Raw genomic sequence first — 18,005 nt, 5'->3', positions numbered from 1 at the left:
GCGCGCGCCGATTGTGCTCTACGGAGAGTAGAACCGACAGTCCCCGACCGCGCACTCAGGGCGCCCTTCGCCGGACCGGCAGGTGGGCGAGGGCCCGCGACGGTGGCGGCGTGGCGCGCCCGGCACTGCCCGGAACCGGCGCGGGGCGTCACCGCAGCGGCTCGAAGACCTCGGTCCAGAGCTCCGGCGCGCTGGCCGGGTTGGGCTGGGCCTCGACGATGTAGAACTCGGTGCCCAGCCCCATCGCGAACACCGGGTCCGGCATCGCCAGCAGGAAGTGGTCGGGCCCCATCTGGCTGGCGTGTGCGCGCATCGAGGCGCGCTTGGCCTCGGCGTACTCGACGGCCTCGACCCGGTGGGTGATCTCGGACTCGGGCTTGCCGAACGACGGGTCGTCGGGGATGTCGAGGGAGAAGTCGGCGCCGCCGTCGGCGCGCAGTCCCTTCATCCCGCGCAGCAGCCAGTCCCGGTTGGTGGTGTTCTGCGCGACGACCGGCACCCCGGCGAGCTCGCCCGCGCGGGCACCCACCCGGTGCACCTGGATGTGGTCGGGGTGGCCGTAGCCGCCGTTGTCGTCGTAGGTGGTGAGGACGTCGGCCTCCTCCTCCTCGAGGATCAGCGCGAGCCGCTTGGCCGCGTGCTCCACCGAGGCCTGCCAGAAGCAGTAGGGGGCGTCGTTGGACGGCTCGCCCATCATCCCGGAGTCGACGTAGCCGAGGAACTCCACGCGGGCCACACCCAGCACGCGGGCCGACTCGTGGCACTCCGCGGAGCGGCGCACCGGCAGCTGCTCCCCCTCGGCCAGGACGCCGGGCACCGGCTCCCCCAGCTCGCCACGGGTGGCGAAGACGAGGACGACGCGGTGGCCGAGCGCGGCGGCCTTGGCGAGCGTGCCCGCGGTGCCGATCGACTCGTCGTCGGGATGGGCATGGAAGCTGACGAGGGTCCCCACGCCGGTGAGCCTAGGAGCCGGCCCCGCCCGCCCCGCACCGGGCCGTCGTCGATCTACAGACCGTTGACGCGCCGTCGGATGTGTGTAGCATCACAGCTCCCCGAACCGGCACAGGAGCCACCCACCATGGCCGATGTCGTCAGCGTCGACAACGTCGATTCCCGCCGCACCACCGTGCCCGTCCCCCGCAGCGCACAGGAGGCGCCGGTCTTCAACGCCGCCGCGCACCTGACCGCGGCCAGGGTCGAGGCCGGGGACGGCGCCCGCACCGCCGTCCGGTACCCCGGCGGCTCGCTCAGCTACGCCGCCCTGACCGACCGGGTCCGGCTCGTCGCCGGGGCCCTGCGCCGGGCCGGCGTACGGCCCGAGCAGCGGGTGCTGCTCGTGATGCCCGACGACGTCGAGCTGTTCACCGCGATCCTCGCGACCCTGTGGGCCGGCGCGGTCGCCGTGCCCTGCTCGACGATGCTGACCGGGCGCGAGCTGGCCGTGCTCGTCCGGGACTCGCGGGCGACCACGGTGATCGGCGGCGAGGCCTTCGCCGCGCACCTCACCGAGGCCGTCGCGCAGGCGCCCGACCTGGAGCGCGTGGTGCTCACCGGGGCGGACCCGCTGGTCACCGGAGTCACCTCGCTCACCTGGGACGCACTGCTCGAGGGCGCCGACCCGCTGCCCGAGCCGCACCCGACCTGGCCGGAGTCCCAGGCGCTGTGGCTCTACACCTCGGGCACGACCGGCAAGCCCAAGGGCGCCATGCACCGGCACGACGACATCCGGTTCGTCGCCGACACCTACGGCCGACAGGTCCTCGGCATCCGCCGCGACGACGTCTGCCTCTCGGTCGCGAAGCTGTTCTTCGCCTACGGCATCGGCAACTCGATGTTCTTCCCGCTGTCGGTCGGCGCCTGCACGGTCCTCGAACCGTCCCGGCCGGACCCGGAGCACTACTCCCGCCTCGTCGAGCAGCACGGCGCGACGCTGTTCTTCGCCGTCCCCAGCTTCTGGGGCCCGATGATCGCCGCCGAGCTGCCGCGCGAGCGGTTCGCCACCGTGCGCCGCGGCGCCTCGGCGGGCGAGGCGCTGCCCGCGCGGATGTTCCACGGTGTGCTCGACCGCTACGGCTTCGAGGTCCTCGACGGCATCGGCTCCACCGAGGCACTGCACATCTTCATCTCCAACCGGCCGGGCGAGGTCGTCCCGGGCAGCTCCGGCTTCCCGGTCCCCGGCTACGAGGTGGAGCTGCGACGGCCGGACGGCAGCGTCATCGACGGCCCCGGCGAGCAGGGCATGCTCTACGTCGCGGGCGACTCGGTGTGCACCGGCTACTGGTGTCGCACCGAGGTCAACCGCGCGGTGTTCCAGGGCCGCTGGATGCGTACCGGCGACCAGTACGTCCGCGGCGAGGACGGGTCGTGGACCTGCCTGGGCCGGGCCGACGACGTCCTGAAGGTCGGGGGCATCTGGGTCTCCCCCGGCGAGGTCGAGACCCGCCTGCTGGAGCACCCGGGGCTCGTGGAGGCGGTCGTCGTCGGGATCCCGGACGACGACGGACTGGACAAGCCGGTCGCGTTCGTGGTGCCCCGCGACCCGGCGGCGGCGCCGTCGGAGAGCGAGCTGGTCGCGTTCTGCCGCGAGGGGCTGGCCGCGTTCAAGCGGCCGCGCGCCGTGGTCACCGTCGACGAGCTGCCCAAGACCCCCACCGGGAAGATCCAGCGCTACCGGCTGCGCGCGCACGCCGCCGCCCTGCCGGGGGCCACCGGCCACCCCGGCACCCCGGAGACCGTGGTCTGAGGCCCCCGGGGTGTCTCGATGTAGGACGTTCGCTCGACCCGGAGTGACCCGGCGGGGTTCACTCACCGGATGCACCGACGGCGAGGAGGCGGCGTGGACACGTGGGACTGGATCCCGGAGACCCCCGCGACCTGGGACGACCGCAAGCGCCGGGTGCTCGACGGGCTCGACCCCGCGCTGTTCGGCCTCGGCCGGCCCGGGGACGGCGACCCGCTCGGCGACGAGTGGTGGCGCGTCGAGGACGCCGACGGCGCGACCGTCGCCTACGGCAGGCTCGACGGCAGCTGGGGCGACGCCGAGATCCTGGTCCTGGTCGCCCCCGCGGCCCGGCACACCGGCGTCGGCTCGTTCGTGCTGGAGCGTCTGGAGGCCGAGGCGGGCCGGCGGCGGCTGAACTACCTCTACAACGTCGTGCCGCACGGCCACCCCGACCCCGAGCCGGTGACCGGCTGGCTCACCGCACGGGGCTTCGTCCGCAACGACACGGGTGAGCTGCGCAAGCAGGTCCCGTCCGCGGCGGTGCGCAACCGGGGCTGAGACCCGGACCCCGGGGGTGACTGGGACCCCGGTGGCGACTCAGGCCCCGGCGGTCCGCAGCGCGGTCTCCAGGATCCGCCGGGCCGCGCCGCAGGGATCCGTCGGGGCCGACGCGACCACCGACAGCGCCCCCGACCCGGCGTCGACGACGGCCATGCAGGTGCCCTCGGTCTCCGACACCGCGGCGCGGCGCCCGTCGAGGGCCTCCTCGGTGAGGGTGCTGCCCTGGGCCCGCAGCTGGGCGAGACCGGCGTCGTAGGCGCCGGGCTGCGCGGCGACGATCAGCGTGGTCGGGATCGAGTACGAGAACCCGGTCGTGCCCCCGCCGGTGCCGGCGGTGTCCCAGCGGCAGCTGGGCGCGGGCTGCCCGGTGGCCTTCCCCGGCCCGGTGAGGCCGAGGCCGGACAGCTCGCCGTCGGGGACGAGGGAGCAGGGCGGCACCGAGAGGTTCGCCGCAGCGGGGGCGTCTGCCGTCGGGGCGACGGCGGATCCGCCGCCAGCGCCGGCGCAGCCGGCGAGCAGGGGCAGGGCCACGGTCAGGGTGGCGAGCGCGAGGCCCGCGAGCCGGGTGCGGTGCATCGTGTGGATCACGGCCCGGATCATGCCCGGCCGGGGTCGCGGGCACGGCCGATCCGGGAAGTCCACGGGGGTGAGATCAGTCGTCGTCGGCCAGCAGCCGCAGCGGCTCCGGGGTCGCGAACACCGCCTCGCTCGGGACGGCGGCATGCAGCAGGTCCAGGGCCGCGGAGCCGCCGCGCCAGTCCCACGCCCGCACGACGATCATCTCGCCGTCGGAACCGTGGACGACGACCATGCGGTCGTCGTCGCCCGCCGGGCCGGGCTCGGTCCCCATCCCGACCACCTCGCCGTACGGGATGGTCGTCACCGGCTGTCCCGGTACGTGCAGCGACAGCGCGGAGCGGCCGATCGTCAGCTGCGAGCCCCGTGGCATCCACGACCTGAAGCGGGACCGTCTGAACAGCCGCCCGGTGGCGGGCCAGCGGTGCGCCGCCCGCCGTTCCGGCAGTGACCCGGGCTGCGCCCCTTCCGGAACGCCGAGCGTCATCGACGCCCGCAGCGTCCCGGCGGCGGCCCGTACGTCCTCACGGGTGAGCCCGGCGAGCGTCGACTCCACCCGGTCCCAGCTGCGGACGGTGCCGGCCAGCAGCGCCGCGGCCTCGTCGTAGGCGCGCAACCAGGCGATGTCGCGGTCGTCGGCGATGTCGGACCGGCACCGCTGCCGGTCGCGCTCGAGCTCCGCGGGGGTCGGGCCGGTGACGCACAGCTCGTCGAGGACGGACAGGAAGGTGTCGCGCAGCACCGGCACGTGCTCCGCGCGCCCGGTGAGCCCCAGCCCGAGGCCGATGGCGACGCCGCCGGGCAGCTGTTCGAGCGCGACGTCGATGCCGTAGACGAGTCCGGCCTCGTGCCGCAGCCGTCGGGTGAGCCGGTCGTCGAGGACCGACAGCGCGGTCGCGGTCTCCGCGGTGTCCGGTCCGTGCATCGTCGCGAGGACACCGTCGATCGGCAGCTCGGTCCAGCTCGGCGTGATCCCGGGCAGCGGCCGCGGGAGCGCTCGACGAGGTGCCGGGCCGTCCTGCAACGGCAGCCCGAGTCCGGGCGGCGGCGGGCCGGTGAGCACCAACGCCGCGTTGGACCGGTGCAGCCACCGCGCCATCCAGTCCCGCACGTCCTGCGACGTGACGAGGTGCACCCCGAGCTGTCGGCAGAACGCCAGGCCGGGTCCGAGGTTGCCGTAGCGCTGCGCCAGCGGCAGCGACGCCAGCGGCGAGGTCGGGTGGGCCAGCTCCTCCGCGACGAGCACGCTGCGCTCGCGGTCGATCTCGGTGAGATCCGGCCATCGGATCGCCCCGCACAGCCGGGTGAGGTGGTCGACCACCACCTGCGGCTCCCCGGTCACCTCGAACCCGGTGAGCAGGAGGGAGACGGCGGCGTTCGCCGTGTGGTCCAGCTCCCCGAGCCGACGCATGACCAGGTGCTCGACGAGGTGGGTGATGCCGGTCGTCCGGAACGTCTCGTCGGCCCGCCCGACACCGAACACGAGCTCGGCGTGCAGCGGCCCCGGCAGGTCGACCCAGAACACCGGAATCCCATCGACCGTGGTGCGGCGCACGGGGTGGGCAGCCGTAGCCGTCATACCCGGTGACGCTAGCGCGGATCCCGTCCGCGACCTCGGGATTCACCGGAACCGGTGGCTCATGTGGACGGACGGGCACCGAAGCCGGCGGATCCGCAGGCACCGACTCAGTCGGACACGATGACGCGCAACGGCTCCGGCGTCGTGTACACGGCCTCCGGCGGCAGCGCCGCGCGGAGCAGCTCCAGTGCCTCGTGACCGCCGCGCCAGTCCTTCGCACGGACGATGAGAGCCGTACCGTCGACGCCGTGGATGACGAGGATCGGGTCCCGGTCGCCGCCCGGCCCGTCCTCGCTCCCCACACCGACCACGTCGGCGAACGCGACGGTTTCCGGGCACTCCTGCGGGATCTGCAGGGTGACGGAGGACCTGCCGATCATCAGCTGCGCCCCCCGGGGCAGGTAGGCGCCGAACAGGGCCCGCCGGAAGACCCGGCCCCCTGCCGGCCACGGATGCGGCGCGTGCCGCCGGGGCAGCGACGCCACTCCCCCGTCCAGGGGCACCCCGAGGGTCATCGACGCACGCAGGGCCACGATCGCGGCACGGACGTCCTCGGCGGCGACGCCGGCCAGGGTGCGTTCGATGCGCGGCCAGCCCGCCGCCGTCCCGACCAGCAGGGTCCTGGCCTCCTCGTAGGCGCGCCACTGCAGCGTGTCGTGCTCGTCGTCGACCTCGGCGAGGCACCGACGGCGGTTGCGCTCCAGCTCCGCGTCGGTCGGCCCGGACGCGCAGAGCTCGTCGATGACGGCGAGGAAGGTGTCGCGCAGCGCCGGGGCGTGCTCGGGGCGGCCGCCGATGCCCAGCCCGATCCCGATCGCGGCCAGGTCTCCGGGCAGCCGCTCGACCTCGGTGTCGACGTCGTAGACGAGGCCGGCGTCGTGGCGCAGCGCCCGGGTGAGGCGGTCACGGAGAATCGCCAGCGCGGCGGTGGTCTCCGCGGTGTCCGGACCGATCATCGCGACGATCAACCCGTCGATCACCTGCTCGATCCACGCCGGTGTCGGATGCGGCAGCGGCGGGGGCATGGAGTGCTGCGGCGCCGGCCCGTCGGGCAGCGGAAGGGTCAGCCCGGGCGGCGGCGGCCCGGTGAGCACCAGCGCCGCGTTGTCGCGGTGCAGCCATCGCTGCGCCCAGTCCCGCACGGCGTCGGGCGACACCAGGTACACGCCGAGCTGGCGTTGGAACGCCAGGCCCGGCCCCCGGCAGCCGTAGCGCAGGGACAGCGGCCAGGCGGGCACCGACGACGCCGGATGGGTCTCCTCCTCGGCGAGCAGCACCCGTCGTTCGGCCTCGATCGGGTCCAGGTCCAGCCGGGCGATCGCCCCGCACAGGCGACGCAGGTGGTCGACGACGACCGCGGGCGGCCCGCTCACCTCGAACCCGGTCGTCAGCAGCGAGACCCCGGCGTTCGCGTCGTGGTCGAGATCGCCGAGCGAGCGCATGACCAGGTGCTCGACGAGGTGGGTGATGCCGGTCGTCCGGAACGTCTCGTCGGCACGGCCAACCCCGAACAGGAGCTCCGCGTGGAGCGGCCCCGCCGTATCGACCCAGAGCACCGGGACCCCGTCGACCGTGGTGCGCCGCACCGGGCCGGCTGCCGTGACCGTCATGCCCGTGGACGCTAGCGGAGATCCACCCCGTGACCTCGGAGCTCACCGGAACGGTGGCTCATGTGGACGGACTGACACCGGCGCCGTCCGTGACCCCAAACACTCCACACTCTTCCGTCGCAGCGTCGCTTGGTTGTAGTCTTTACAGCGTCGCAGCGACGCGAGGAGGAGTGGACTCCATGAGCAGTGACGACCCGGCCGCCGGCACGGACGTCCCCCGGGTGGACTTCGACCGCGACCCGTCGGGCTACCGGCACTGGCAGCTCGCGATCGACCCGGACGACCCCAGGGTCGCGTACGTGCGGCTCGACGTCGACGAGGCGGGCGGCCTCGTCCCCGGCTACGAGCTCAAGATGAACTCCTACGACCTCGGCGTCGACATCGAGCTCCACGACATCACCCAGCGCCTGCGCTTCACCCATCCGCAGGTCAGGGCCGTCGTGCTGACCAGCGCGAAGGACCGCAACTTCTGCGCGGGCGCGAACATCCGGATGCTCGCCGGGTCCTCGCACCCGTGGAAGGTGAACTTCTGCAAGTTCACCAACGAGACCCGCAACGGCATCGAGGACGCGACCGCGCACTCCGGCCAGACCTGGATCGCCGCCGTCAACGGCACTGCCGCCGGCGGCGGCTACGAGATGGCGCTGGCCTGCGAGCGGATCCTGCTGATCGACGACAACTCCTCCACCGTCTCCCTGCCCGAGGTCCCGCTGCTGGGCGTGCTGCCCGGCACCGGCGGCCTCACCCGTGTCACCGACAAGCGCCGCGTCCGCAAGGACCGCGCCGACGTGTTCGCGACGAAGCCCGAGGGCTTCGGCGGGAAGCAGGCCGTCGAGTGGAAGCTCGTCGACGAGGTGATCCCGAAGCGCCGCTGGGACTCCACGGTGGCCGAGCGGGCGGTCGAGGCCGCGGCGGCGTCGACCCGGCTGCCCGCGGGCGAGGGGATCGAGCTGCCCCCGCTGGAGCGCACCGAGACCGCCGACGGCATCACCTACCCGCACGTGCGGGCGGAGTTCGACCGCGACCGCGGCCTCGTGGAGATCACCGTCGACGGTCCCGCGGGCGGTGTCCCGGAGAGCATCGAGCGCGTCCACGCCCTCGGCGCGGACTTCTGGCCGCTGGCCGTGACCCGCCAGCTCGACGACCTGGTCCTGCGGCTGCGCAGCAACGAACCGGAGCTGGGCACCTGGGTGATCCGCACCCGGGGCGACGTCGAGGACGCGCTGGCGTTCGAGCGCGTCATCGAGCAGCACTCCGGCGACGACTGGCTGGTCAACGAGATCCGGCACTACTTCAAGCGCACCCTCAAGCGCCTGGACGTGACCAGCCGCAGCCTGATCGCGCTGATCGAGCCGGGCTCCTGCTTCGCCGGGGCGCTGCTGGAGCTGGCTCTGGCCTGCGACCGCCAGTACATGCTCGACGGCACGCTCGACGAGGACGGCGACGAGCAGGGCGACGAGGCCCAGATCATGCTCACGGCGTCGAACTTCGGCACGTTCCCGATGCCCAACGGGCCGTCCCGGCTGGCGAGCCGCTTCCACGGCGACGACGACCACGTCGCCGTGCTGCGCAAGGAGGTGGGGCGCCGCCTCACCGCGGGCGAGGCGCTGGAGCTGGGCCTGGTCACCGACGCCCCGGACGACATCGACTGGGACGACGAGGTCCGCATCATGCTCGAGGAGCGGGCCTCGCTGTCGCCGGACGCGCTGACCGGGATGGAGGCCAACCACCGGTTCGTCGGGCCGGAGACGATGGAGAGCCGCATCTTCGGCCGGCTCACCGCCTGGCAGAACTGGATCTTCGTGCGGCCGAACGCCTCCGGGCCGGAGGGCGCGCTGCGCAAGTACGGCACGGGCCGCAGGGCCGACTTCGACCGCAAGCGGGTGTGAGCCATGAGCATCGACTACTCCGAGAAGATCCCCAACAACGTCGACCTCGCCGGGGACCGCAAGCTGCAGCGCGCACTGGAGTCGTGGCAGCCCAACTTCCTCACCTGGTGGAAGACGATGGGCCCGGCCGTGCCGACCCAGGACGTCTACCTGCGCACCGCCGTCGACGTCGGGAAGGAGGGCTGGGCGCAGTTCGGGCACGTCGCGATGGAGGAGTACCGCTGGGGCGTGTTCCTGGCCGAGCGCAGCGACGACCGCCGGATCGCGTTCGGTGAGAACCGCGGCGAGCCGGTCTGGCAGCAGGTCCCCGGCGAGTACCGCGCCGACCTGCAGCGCCTGATCGTCATCCAGGGCGACACCGAGCCGGCCTCGGTCGAGCAGCAGCGCCGCCTCGGTGAGACCGCCCCCAGCCTCTACGACCTGCGCAACCTGTTCCAGGTCAACGTCGAGGAGGGCCGCCACCTCTGGGCCATGGTGTACCTGCTGCACGCCTACTTCGGCCGCAACGGCCGCGAGGAGGCCGAGGCGCTGCTGCAGCGCAACTCCGGTGACCTCGACAGCCCCCGCATCCTCGGCGCGTTCAACGAGGAGACCCCGGACTGGCTGTCGTTCTTCATGTTCACCTACTTCACCGACCGGGACGGCAAGTACCAGCTCGGCACGCTGAAGGAGTCCGCCTTCGACCCGCTCTCGCGCACCTGCGAGTTCATGTTGAAGGAGGAGGCCCACCACATGTTCGTGGGCACCACCGGCATCGACCGGGTGATCCAGCGGACCTGCGAGCTGATGCGCGAGCACGACACCGCCGACATCGCCCCGCACGGCGGCATCCCGCTGGACGTGATCCAGAAGTACATCAACTTCCACTACTCGGTCAGCCTCGACCTGTTCGGCTCCGAGCAGTCGACCAACGCCGCGAACTACTTCACCGCCGGGCTCAAGGGCCGCTGGCAGGAGGAGCGGCGCCGCGACGACCACGTGCTGACCGAGGACGGCTACGGCATGGAGCAGGTCCGCGACGGCCGCGTCGTCACCGACGAGGTCCCGGCCCTGCTGGCGCTCAACCTGGACCTGCGCAACGAGTACGTGAAGGACTGCGGCTCCGGGCTGAAGCGCTGGAACCGCATCCTGGAGAAGAACGGGTTCGACGACCGCGTCTACCTCCCGCACGTCGGGTTCAACCGGCAGGTGGGGCTGTTCTCCGGGCACGAGCTGACCCCGAAGGGCGACCTGATCTCGTCCGAGGTGTGGGCGTCCCGCCGGGACGACTGGCTGCCGTCGGAGGCGGACCGGACGTTCGTGCAGAACCTGATGCGCCCGGTCTACGAGCCCGGGAAGATCGCCGGCTGGATCGCGCCGCCGTCGAACGGGATCAACGGCAAGCCCGTCGAGTACGAGTACGTCCACCTCGCCTGACCCGGGGGGCTCCCGGACCGCCCGTCAGCCGAAGTTCTCCACGTGCACGCGACGCTCCGGCACCCCGGCGGCGAGGACGGTGCGCCGGACCATCGCGGTCCACCGGCCGGGCCCGCACACGTACACCTCGCGCACCGCGATGTCCGGGATCCGGGCCCGCAGCGCGGCGAGGTCGTCGGCCCGGCCCGCGTCGGCGCCGAACCACGACCCCGACCGCCGGCGTGGCCCGGGCGAGGTCACGACGTGCAGCTTCCGCTCCCGGGCGAGGCGGGTGAACTCCCGGGCGAACAACGGCTCGCGGGTGAAGCGGTGCACCACCACGACGTCGGCGGACTCGTTGAGGAACTTCTCCGCCAGCGCCCGCAACGGGGTCATCCCGACACCGGCACCGATCAGGGCGACCCGCGGGCTGGTCCGCGTGCGCGGGGTGAGCCTGCCGTAGGGGCCCTCGATGTAGACCCGGGTGCCCTGCCGCAGGTTCGGGACGGCGGCGCTCCCGTCGCCGAGCTGCTTGACGGTGATCCGCAGCGAGCGGGCCGTGGGCGGCGCCGACAGCGAGTACGGGTTGCCCGCGGGCCAGCCGCGCCCGGACCGGAACCGCCAGACGAAGAACTGCCCGGCCGAGGCGCCGAGCTCGCGCAGCCGTTCGCCGGTCATGTGCACCGACACGCTGCCGTCGCCCTCGGGCAGCACCGCGGCGACGGTGATCCGGTGCCGGCGCGACCGCACCACCGGGACCGCGACCCGCCAGACCGCGACGGCGAGCACCGCGGCGATCCACAGGCCCCACCAGAACACCGTCCGCGACGGCGAGGTGGTGAACTCCCGCCCCGCCCACAGCTGGTGCGGCAGCGCGAGGAACACCCCGGCGTAGCCCCACAGGTGCAGCAGGTGCCACCACTCGTAGCGCAGGCGGGTGCGGATCCAGCGTGCGCTGGTCACGACGACCAGCACCACCAGGACGGTCCCGAGCGAGGCGACCGCCATCCCGGGCCAGGTCCAGGTCAGCTCCCAGAAGCCGGCGGGGACACGACCGGCGCCGGCGGGGCCGTGCGCCCAGCTCGCGCATCCGACGTGCGCCAGCACCCCGGCGAACGAGGCGATGCCGGTCCCGCGGTGCAGCGCGATGAGGTGCCGCTGGCCGAACGCGTGCTCCAGCAGCGGGATCCGGGCGGCGAGCAGCACCTGCCCGAGCAGCAGCAGCGACGCCAGCAGCCCACAGAGCCGTCCGGTCTCGGCGACCGCGCTGGTGCCGCCCTCCAGCAGCCCGGTGGGGCCACCGCCGTCGACCCACCAGGCGATGACGAGCAGCACCGCCAGGGCGGCGAGCACCCCCGTCGCACGGCGGACCCGGCGGTCGGCGCGCGCGACGTCGCGTGCGGGGACCGGTGGGTCCGGTTTGAAGCGGCCACCGGGCACCCGGACGGTGGGGGCGAAGAGGGATGACACAGTGTGGTCGTCCTCCCCGACCGCCAGGCGGCGCCGTCGCCGGACCCGGAGTTCGGCGCGCAGACGCGACCACCGACCGCCACGACCGGGTGGCCGTCCGCACCGCCCGGGGCCGGTCCGCGCGGCGGCGACGAGGATCGACGTCGATGTCCGAGTCGAACCTCCTCCTGCTCGTGACCGTCCTCGCGGTCGTGCTGCCCGTCGTCGTCGCGGTCGTCGTCACGGTGGTCACCGTGCGGCGGATCCGGCGCGATCCCCGGCGGCTGGGCAACGCCTACTGGCTGCTCGCCACGGCGGTGCTCCTCGGGTGGGTGCTCTCGATCGCCGGGTCGAGCGGCAACCCGGTGTTCGGCGCGCTCGTGCTCGCCGTGGTGCTGTCGCCACTGATCACGCTGGTGTTCGCGGTGTTCTGCGTCCTCAACGGCGCGGTCATGCTCCGCCGGGAGCGTCTCTCGCTCGGCAACTCGCTGTCACTGCTCACCGGCCTGGCGATCATCGGCCTGCTCGTCGCCGTCTGGCCGGTGCTGGCGCTGGACTCGCTCGTGCTGCGCGCGCTGTGGCTGGCCTGCCTGCTCGCGGCGGCGTTCCTGGCGTTCCAGTTCGCCGCGTTCCTCGGCTACGCATGGCTCCACCGGTGGCTGGTGCGCGACCGGCCCGCGGACTGGGTGGTCGTGCTCGGCTCCGGGCTGCACGGCAGCGAGGTGCCACCGCTGCTGGCGTCGCGGATCGCGACCGGGATGGACGAGCTGGCCCGGCGTCGCGCCGGGCGGCTGGTGCTGTCCGGCGGCAAGGGCGACGACGAGCGGCTCGCCGAGGGCGAGGCGATGGCCCGCTGGGCCGCGGCGCACGGCGCCGACCCGGCGGTGCTGACCGCGGAGACCGGCTCGCGGACCACCGAGGAGAACCTGCGGTTCAGCTCGGCGCTGGTCGGCGACGGCCCCGGGGTCATCGTGACCAGCAACTACCACGCGTTGCGGGCCGCGCTGCTGGCCCGGCGGCTGGGCATCGACGCCCAGGCCGTCGGGGCGCCGACCGCAGGCTACTACTGGCCCAGCGCGGTGCTGCGCGAGTTCGTCGCCGTGCTGCGCGAGTACCGAGTGGCCAACGCGGTGCTGCTGGCGCTGGTCGCCGTCCCGGTACCGCTGGCGCTCGTGCTGCTCGCCGGCTGAGCCCCGCTCAGCTGCCCGCGGTCGTCGGGGACGGCGGCGGCAGCGGCGGGCACTGCTTGTCCGACCGGTCCCCGCCGGTCCGCTTCGGCAGCACGCCGGTGAGCAGGTAGTCGGCGACCGCGTCGTCGGTGCAGGCGATCCCCGACAGCGACGACGAGTGGGTGTGCCCCCCGACACCCTCGATCAGCGACGAGCCGGGGAAGGTCCGCCGGGCCTGCAGCGCGCCGGCGTAGGGGGTGGCTCCGTCGTAGGTCTCGGAGATCAGCAGCGGACCGGTCTTCAGCGTCCCGGCGACCTTCGGGGCGGGCCTGGGCTTCACCGGCCAGTCCCGGCAGGGCCCGTTGTACCAGGCGTTGCCCCAGGTCTCGAACGGCGCCTTCCGGTCGGTGGCGGTGTTGTCGCGCTTCCAGGTGGCCCAGTCGCGCGGGAACGGGGCGTCGGTGCACTGGGTGGCGAGGTAGACGGCGTAGTTGTTGTCGTCGGTCGGCGAGCCAGCCTGGTCGAAGGCGGCCTTGAGCGTCGCGGCGTCCTTCTTCGCCCCCGCGACGAACGCGTCGGCGACGGAGGTGTACTCCGCCACGTTGTAGCCGGCCCGCAGGAAGATGTCGGTCCACTCCGAGGAGCCGATCTTCCCGCCCAGCGGGGCCCTCCGGAACTCGTCGTAGAGCGCGTAGAAGCGCTTCTCGACGGCGTCACCGGTGTTGCCGAGGTGGTAGACGGCATCGTTCTTGGCGACCCAGTCGAAGAAGGTCTCGATGTTGCGCTGGAACGCGACGTCCTGGTTCAGGTTGGCCCGGTACCACCAGTCGCGGGGGTCGACGACGCCGTCGAGGACCATCCGGCGGACCTTGTCCGGGAACATCGTCGCGTAGACCTGGCCGAGCAGCGTGCCGTAGGAGAAGCCGTAGTAGTTGATCTGCTTCGCGCCGAGCGCCTGGCGGATCAGGTCCATGTCACGGACGGTGTCCTCGGTGCGCAGGTGCGCGAGCAGCTCGCCGCCGGCCTTCCCGCAGGCCTGGGCGTAGGCCTTGGCCTTCGGGAGCCACGCCTTCTCGGCGCCGTTCTCCGGCCGGTAGTCCGGGCGCGCGTAGCCGCCGTAGTCGGGGTCGCAGCTGAGCGCGGGCCGGCTGGTGCCGACCCCGCGCGGGTCGAAGCCGATCCAGTCGTAGGCGGCGCCGGCGTTCTTCGGGACGGCGGCGCCGAGCCGGGACAGGCCCAGCCCGGGGCCGCCCGGTCCGCCCGGGTTCACGAGCACGACGCCCTGGTACTGCGCCTGCGGGACGGTGTGCCGGATCCGCGAGACCGCGATCTCGATCTTCTTGCCGGCGGGCTTCGCGTGGTCCAGCGGGACCTTCAGGAAGCCGCACTCGGCCTTGGCCTGCTGCAGCGACGGGCTGGTGCACGCGCCCCAGACGATGCCCGCCCCCGGCGGGGGCGGCGCGGGTGCCGCCGGCGCGGCGACGGCGGGACCGGCGGTCCCGAACGTCACCCCCACGGCGACGAGCAGCGTGATGATCGTCCTGCGCACCGGCTCCACCTCTCCGGGCGCACGCGCCCGCCCCCCGACCGAGAGCCAGACCGTGCCACCGGCGACGCTGCGTCCACAATCGCCACGCCCGACGGTAGCCCGAACGGATCAACGAGAAACGGACGTCTCAGCCTCGACCGCCACAACCTCCGACGAGCGCGCAGGTCGCGCACCGTGCGGACGGCACCAGTCCCTCGATGACGTCCGCGGCCGCCGCGGCCCCGCCGGCAGCACGGGCGCTCGCCTTCTCCTCGGCGCAGCGGCGAGCGACCTCCTCCGACGACGACACCCGCAGCACCGCGTCGCGCAGGCTCTGCGGGGTGACCGCGTCGGCGGGCAGGTGCTCCCCCACCCCCAGCGCGGCGATCCGGTCGGCGTTCCCGAACTGGTCCACGGCCTGCGGCACGGCGACCATCGGCACCCCGTGCCAGAGGCCCTCGGTGCAGCCGCCCATCCCGGCGTGGGTGACGAACGCCGACGCGTGCGCCAGCACCGCCAGCTGCGGCACCCACTCCCGGACGGTGACGTCGTCGGGGATCGCGCCGAGGTCGGCCGGGGAGACGTGCGGGCCGGTGGCCAGCACGGTCTGCCAGCCGGTGCCGGTCATGGCCTCGATGCAGTCCCGCCAGAACGCGGGCCGGTCGGTGTAGGCCGAGCCGAGCGACACCAGCAGCAACGGGGCCTTCGGCTTGGGCCACAGCCCCTGGTGGGAGCGGTCGCCGATGACCGGGCCGACGAAGGTGTAGCGGTCGCGGTCGACCCGGTCGAGCTCGGGCTGCATCGCCTCCGGGATCAGCACCACCGAGCGGTCCGGCCGGCCGAGGAACTCCCGGTTCCCGACGCCCGCGCCGACCTCGTCGAGCCAGGCGTCCAGCTCGGCCCGCCAGGCGAGCCCCTCCGGGGTCTCCAGGAACGCGAAGGCCTCTGCCATGTCGGCCTCGAAGCCGTCCCAGGCCACCATGTGCGGGGCCAGCTCGATCCGCGGGATGCCGCGGACCCGGGAGAAGGCGTGCCCGGCCCAGCCGGAACCGTCGTAGCAGACGACGTCGGGGTGCTCGTACTGCAGCGCGTCGGCGATCTGCGCGTAGGCGGAGCGGGCCTCGGCGGAGAACAGCCGCATCGCCACGACGCCGCCGTCGGGCCACTGCTCGCCCTTCGCCGGGTCGGGCAGGTCGGTGCGGATCCGCAGCGGGGTCGCCCCGGTCGCGGCGACGGCCTCGGCGAACCGCTCGGAGACCGGGTAGGTGACGCGGTGGCCACGTGCGACCAGCTCGGCCATCACCGGCAGGTTCGGGTGGACGTGGCCGTGCGCGGCGGTGGTCGACATGAGGACGTGCACCACCCGAGTGTGCCTTGACCGGCCCGGGACGCGCCGACGAGTATCGCCGGATGGCCCGGCTGCGCTGCGACGTCGTCGCCGACTCCCTCGGACTGGCCACCTCGGTCACGGTGCTGCTGCCCCAGCCGTCGCGGACCCGGATCGGGGGCGGGGTGCGCGACCTCGACGCCCCGCCGCCGGTGCTCTACCTGCTGCACGGCCTGTCCGACGACGACACCGCCTGGACCCGCTACACCTCCGTCGAGCGTTACGCCGACGAGCTGGGGCTGGCCGTGGTGATGCCGCAGGTGCACCGCAGCTTCTACACCGACCAGGCCTACGGCGGCCGCTACCGCACCTGGGTGACCGAGGAGCTGCCCGCGCTGGTGGCGCGGTTCTTCCGGGTGTCGGCCGACCCGGCGGAGACGTTCGTGGCCGGGCTGTCGATGGGCGGCTACGGTGCGCTGTCCTGGGCGCTGTCCGAGCCGGACCGCTTCGCGGCAGCGGCGTCGCTGTCCGGGGCGCTGGACCTCGCCGCGCTGGCCGCGGGTCCGCCGCGCGAGGAGGACCCCCGGATCTGGGAACGGATCTTCGACGGCGCCCCGGTGGCCGGGAGCGACGCCGACCTGTTCGCGCTGCTCGACCGGCTCGACCCGGGAGCGGCGCCCGCCCTGTACGTGTGTGCCGGGACCGAGGACCCGCTGCACCCGCAGTCGGTGCGGTTCGCGGAGCGGGCCCGGGCCGCCGGGGTGGCCGTGACCTCCTCGTTCGGCCCGGGCGAGCACGAGTGGGGCTACTGGGAGGCCCGGATCCGCGACGTCCTGGACTGGCTGCCGCTCCCCCGCTGACCCCGCCCCGGTCCCGCGGCGTTCGACCGTCGCGGCCGGCGTCGAGCTGCACGTTTCCGCCCTGCGCGGGGCGGAAACGTGCGACTCGGCGTCGGCCGGAGTGCGGGCCTCGGCGCGGTGAGGGCAGGGCGGGGCGGGGCGGGGCGTCAGCGGGGCGCGGGGACCAGGCGGACGGGCTCGCCCGCCGCGGGGTGCAGGAGCAGGGCCTCACCGTCGGTCTCGACGCGGACGGCCCCGGAGACCCAGCGCGCGACCGGCACGTTCTCGCAGCCGATCAGCGTGCTGGGGCCCGCCGTCGCGCGCAGGGCGCCGTCGCCGCCGAGGGTCCACTCGCCGCTCTGCCCGTTGCAGCCGTCCGAGCCGGTCCAGGTGCCGTCCGGGGCGAACTCGGCGAACGCGCGGCCCTGCGCGGTGCCGTCGGCGGGCAGCCAGCGCACGCCGGTGAGGTCGGAGGCCTCGGCGGCGCGCGGGCCGTCGCGGTCCGCCGCGCCGTCGGGATCGCCGTCGGGATCGCCGGCCGCACCGCAGCCGGACAGGACGAGCGCGGCGGCGGCGAGTGCGGCGAGTGCAGTTGTCCGGTTCGTCACCTCCCCGGTGTACCGGATCGCGGCCCCGGCCGGGGCGGTCAGCTCCCGGCCTCGTCGTCGCGGTGCGCGGCACCGATCTCGAAGGCGGGCAGGCAGACGGCCACGTACTCCGCCCCCTCCGGACCGGGCGAGCTGTAGCGCACCCACTCCCCCGGCGCGGTGTGCACGGCCTGCCCGGCGGCCACGGTGAGCTCGCCGCCGTCGTACTCGACGCGCAGCGCGCCCCGCAGGACCAGGGTGTACTCGTCGAACTCCGGGGTCTGGCCGGGCTCGGCCCAGCCGGACGGGCTGCGCATGTGGGCGACCGACACCGCGTCGTCGCCGGAGTTCACCCGGCCCACGTACTCGTCGATGGTCTTGGGCGGGGTCCCGGCGGCGGTGACCCGGCTGGCGTTCTCGATCAGCTTCGGCACCGCACCATCCTGCCGCCTCAGTGCTCGGCGGGCGGTCGGGGTGCGGGCAGCGGTGGCGCGGGGCGCCCGTCCACCGGCTCGGCGGGGAACGGTCCGCCGTGTGCGGACAGGTCGATGCACACCGACCAGGCGGGCAGCGCGACGAGCACCGTCTGGTCGGCACCGGGCCGCATCGGGTGCCGGTAGTGCGCGGCGACCCAGCTGCGGTTGCGCCAGTGCCCCTCGACCCGGACCACGCCGACCACCTCCCGTGGTGTCCCCGCGGGACGACCGCGACCGTACCCCGCGGGAACCGCCCCGGGGGAATACCCTGGGGGGGTATGAGCGCTCCAGCGGGCGT

Annotated in this window: 16 protein-coding genes; 6 read left to right on the top strand and 10 right to left on the bottom strand. The window is 73.9% G+C overall.

What is annotated here, in order from left to right; all coding sequences use genetic code 11:
• Positions 1 to 148: 148 nt before the first annotated feature.
• Positions 149 to 952: a PIG-L family deacetylase gene (locus tag Ae505Ps2_RS13170; protein ID WP_075553661.1), complete on the bottom strand. Its 804-nt coding sequence runs from the start codon at positions 950 to 952 to the stop codon at positions 149 to 151.
• A 126-nt stretch (positions 953 to 1,078) separates the two neighbouring features.
• On the opposite strand from Ae505Ps2_RS13170, the gene Ae505Ps2_RS13165 reads away from it, so the two are divergent.
• Both Ae505Ps2_RS13165 and Ae505Ps2_RS13160 read left to right on the top strand, forming a co-directional pair.
• The gene (locus tag Ae505Ps2_RS13165) at positions 1,079 to 2,743 is read left to right on the top strand and encodes a benzoate-CoA ligase family protein (RefSeq protein WP_083702258.1); all 1,665 of its coding nucleotides are present in this window, start codon (positions 1,079 to 1,081) and stop codon (positions 2,741 to 2,743) included.
• A 93-nt stretch (positions 2,744 to 2,836) separates the two neighbouring features.
• Complete coding sequence (locus Ae505Ps2_RS13160; RefSeq protein WP_020625596.1) at positions 2,837 to 3,280, top strand: hypothetical protein; 444 nt, start codon at positions 2,837 to 2,839, stop codon at positions 3,278 to 3,280.
• Positions 3,281 to 3,319: 39 nt separating this feature from the next.
• Here Ae505Ps2_RS13160 and Ae505Ps2_RS13155 read toward each other — a convergent pair whose 3' ends face one another.
• The 3 genes from Ae505Ps2_RS13155 to Ae505Ps2_RS13145 form a co-directional block, all read right to left on the bottom strand.
• Positions 3,320 to 3,871, bottom strand: coding sequence for a DUF3558 family protein (locus Ae505Ps2_RS13155; RefSeq protein WP_158071456.1), 552 nt, complete (start codon positions 3,869 to 3,871; stop codon positions 3,320 to 3,322).
• A 64-nt stretch (positions 3,872 to 3,935) separates the two neighbouring features.
• Complete coding sequence (locus tag Ae505Ps2_RS13150; RefSeq protein ID WP_139318795.1) at positions 3,936 to 5,438, bottom strand: insulinase family protein; 1,503 nt, start codon at positions 5,436 to 5,438, stop codon at positions 3,936 to 3,938.
• Between the two features lie 107 nt (positions 5,439 to 5,545).
• The gene (locus Ae505Ps2_RS13145) at positions 5,546 to 7,048 is read right to left on the bottom strand and encodes an insulinase family protein (protein ID WP_075553660.1); all 1,503 of its coding nucleotides are present in this window, start codon (positions 7,046 to 7,048) and stop codon (positions 5,546 to 5,548) included.
• A gap of 179 nt (positions 7,049 to 7,227) precedes the next feature.
• Between Ae505Ps2_RS13145 and boxC the strand changes: the two genes are divergently transcribed.
• Both boxC and boxB read left to right on the top strand, forming a co-directional pair.
• The gene (gene boxC, locus Ae505Ps2_RS13140; protein WP_075312272.1) at positions 7,228 to 8,937 is read left to right on the top strand and encodes a 2,3-epoxybenzoyl-CoA dihydrolase; all 1,710 of its coding nucleotides are present in this window, start codon (positions 7,228 to 7,230) and stop codon (positions 8,935 to 8,937) included.
• Between the two features lie 3 nt (positions 8,938 to 8,940).
• Positions 8,941 to 10,353: a benzoyl-CoA 2,3-epoxidase subunit BoxB gene (boxB, locus tag Ae505Ps2_RS13135; RefSeq protein WP_075307969.1), complete on the top strand. Its 1,413-nt coding sequence runs from the start codon at positions 8,941 to 8,943 to the stop codon at positions 10,351 to 10,353.
• Positions 10,354 to 10,377: 24 nt separating this feature from the next.
• On the opposite strand, the gene Ae505Ps2_RS13130 is transcribed toward boxB, so the two are convergent.
• Positions 10,378 to 11,802 carry a ferric reductase-like transmembrane domain-containing protein gene (locus Ae505Ps2_RS13130; protein ID WP_198932131.1) on the bottom strand — a complete coding sequence of 475 codons (1,425 nt, stop codon included), beginning with the start codon at positions 11,800 to 11,802 and terminating at the stop codon, positions 10,378 to 10,380.
• Positions 11,803 to 11,948: 146 nt separating this feature from the next.
• Between Ae505Ps2_RS13130 and Ae505Ps2_RS13125 the strand changes: the two genes are divergently transcribed.
• A complete protein-coding gene (locus Ae505Ps2_RS13125) occupies positions 11,949 to 12,971 on the top strand; it encodes a YdcF family protein (RefSeq protein WP_083695620.1) in 1,023 nt (340 codons plus the stop codon).
• 7 nt (positions 12,972 to 12,978) lie between these two features.
• Here the strand turns inward: Ae505Ps2_RS13125 and Ae505Ps2_RS13120 are convergent, their stop codons facing one another.
• On the bottom strand, positions 12,979 to 14,499 hold the full coding sequence (locus Ae505Ps2_RS13120; protein WP_249265261.1) for an alpha/beta hydrolase: 1,521 nt from the start codon (positions 14,497 to 14,499) through the stop codon (positions 12,979 to 12,981).
• A 127-nt stretch (positions 14,500 to 14,626) separates the two neighbouring features.
• Positions 14,627 to 15,838 (bottom strand): macrolide family glycosyltransferase, encoded by a 1,212-nt coding sequence (locus Ae505Ps2_RS13115; protein ID WP_233147436.1) that lies wholly within the window; start codon positions 15,836 to 15,838, stop codon positions 14,627 to 14,629.
• A gap of 14 nt (positions 15,839 to 15,852) precedes the next feature.
• Here Ae505Ps2_RS13115 and Ae505Ps2_RS13110 point away from each other — a divergent pair, with 14 nt between their 5' ends.
• Positions 15,853 to 16,665 (top strand): alpha/beta hydrolase family protein, encoded by an 813-nt coding sequence (locus Ae505Ps2_RS13110; protein WP_249265260.1) that lies wholly within the window; start codon positions 15,853 to 15,855, stop codon positions 16,663 to 16,665.
• 146 nt (positions 16,666 to 16,811) lie between these two features.
• On the opposite strand, the gene Ae505Ps2_RS13105 is transcribed toward Ae505Ps2_RS13110, so the two are convergent.
• The 3 genes from Ae505Ps2_RS13105 to Ae505Ps2_RS13095 are packed head-to-tail and all read right to left on the bottom strand — an operon-like array spanning position 16,812 to position 17,901.
• Positions 16,812 to 17,252 carry an META domain-containing protein gene (locus Ae505Ps2_RS13105; RefSeq protein WP_075307973.1) on the bottom strand — a complete coding sequence of 147 codons (441 nt, stop codon included), beginning with the start codon at positions 17,250 to 17,252 and terminating at the stop codon, positions 16,812 to 16,814.
• A 38-nt stretch (positions 17,253 to 17,290) separates the two neighbouring features.
• A complete protein-coding gene (locus Ae505Ps2_RS13100) occupies positions 17,291 to 17,665 on the bottom strand; it encodes a cupin domain-containing protein (RefSeq protein WP_060714438.1) in 375 nt (124 codons plus the stop codon).
• A gap of 17 nt (positions 17,666 to 17,682) precedes the next feature.
• Complete coding sequence (locus tag Ae505Ps2_RS13095) at positions 17,683 to 17,901, bottom strand: hypothetical protein (RefSeq protein WP_139318798.1); 219 nt, start codon at positions 17,899 to 17,901, stop codon at positions 17,683 to 17,685.
• Positions 17,902 to 18,005: the final 104 nt, after the last annotated feature.

Source organism: Pseudonocardia sp. Ae505_Ps2, from assembly GCF_001932425.1.
Classification (GTDB): Bacteria; Actinomycetota; Actinomycetes; order Mycobacteriales; family Pseudonocardiaceae; genus Pseudonocardia.
The sequence above is the reverse complement of the archived record's forward strand: the minus strand, read 5'-3'. Positions and strand labels throughout refer to the sequence as shown.

Coding starts and splice junctions, on each gene's coding strand:
- Ae505Ps2_RS13125 (WP_083695620.1), top strand. CDS start 11,949: ATGTCCGAGTCGAACCTCCTCCTGCTCGTGACCGTCCTCGCGGTCGTG.
- Ae505Ps2_RS13150 (WP_139318795.1), bottom strand. CDS start 5,438: ATGACGGCTACGGCTGCCCACCCCGTGCGCCGCACCACGGTCGATGGG.
- Ae505Ps2_RS13145 (WP_075553660.1), bottom strand. CDS start 7,048: ATGACGGTCACGGCAGCCGGCCCGGTGCGGCGCACCACGGTCGACGGG.
- boxC (WP_075312272.1), top strand. CDS start 7,228: ATGAGCAGTGACGACCCGGCCGCCGGCACGGACGTCCCCCGGGTGGAC.
- boxB (WP_075307969.1), top strand. CDS start 8,941: ATGAGCATCGACTACTCCGAGAAGATCCCCAACAACGTCGACCTCGCC.
- Ae505Ps2_RS13165 (WP_083702258.1), top strand. CDS start 1,079: ATGGCCGATGTCGTCAGCGTCGACAACGTCGATTCCCGCCGCACCACC.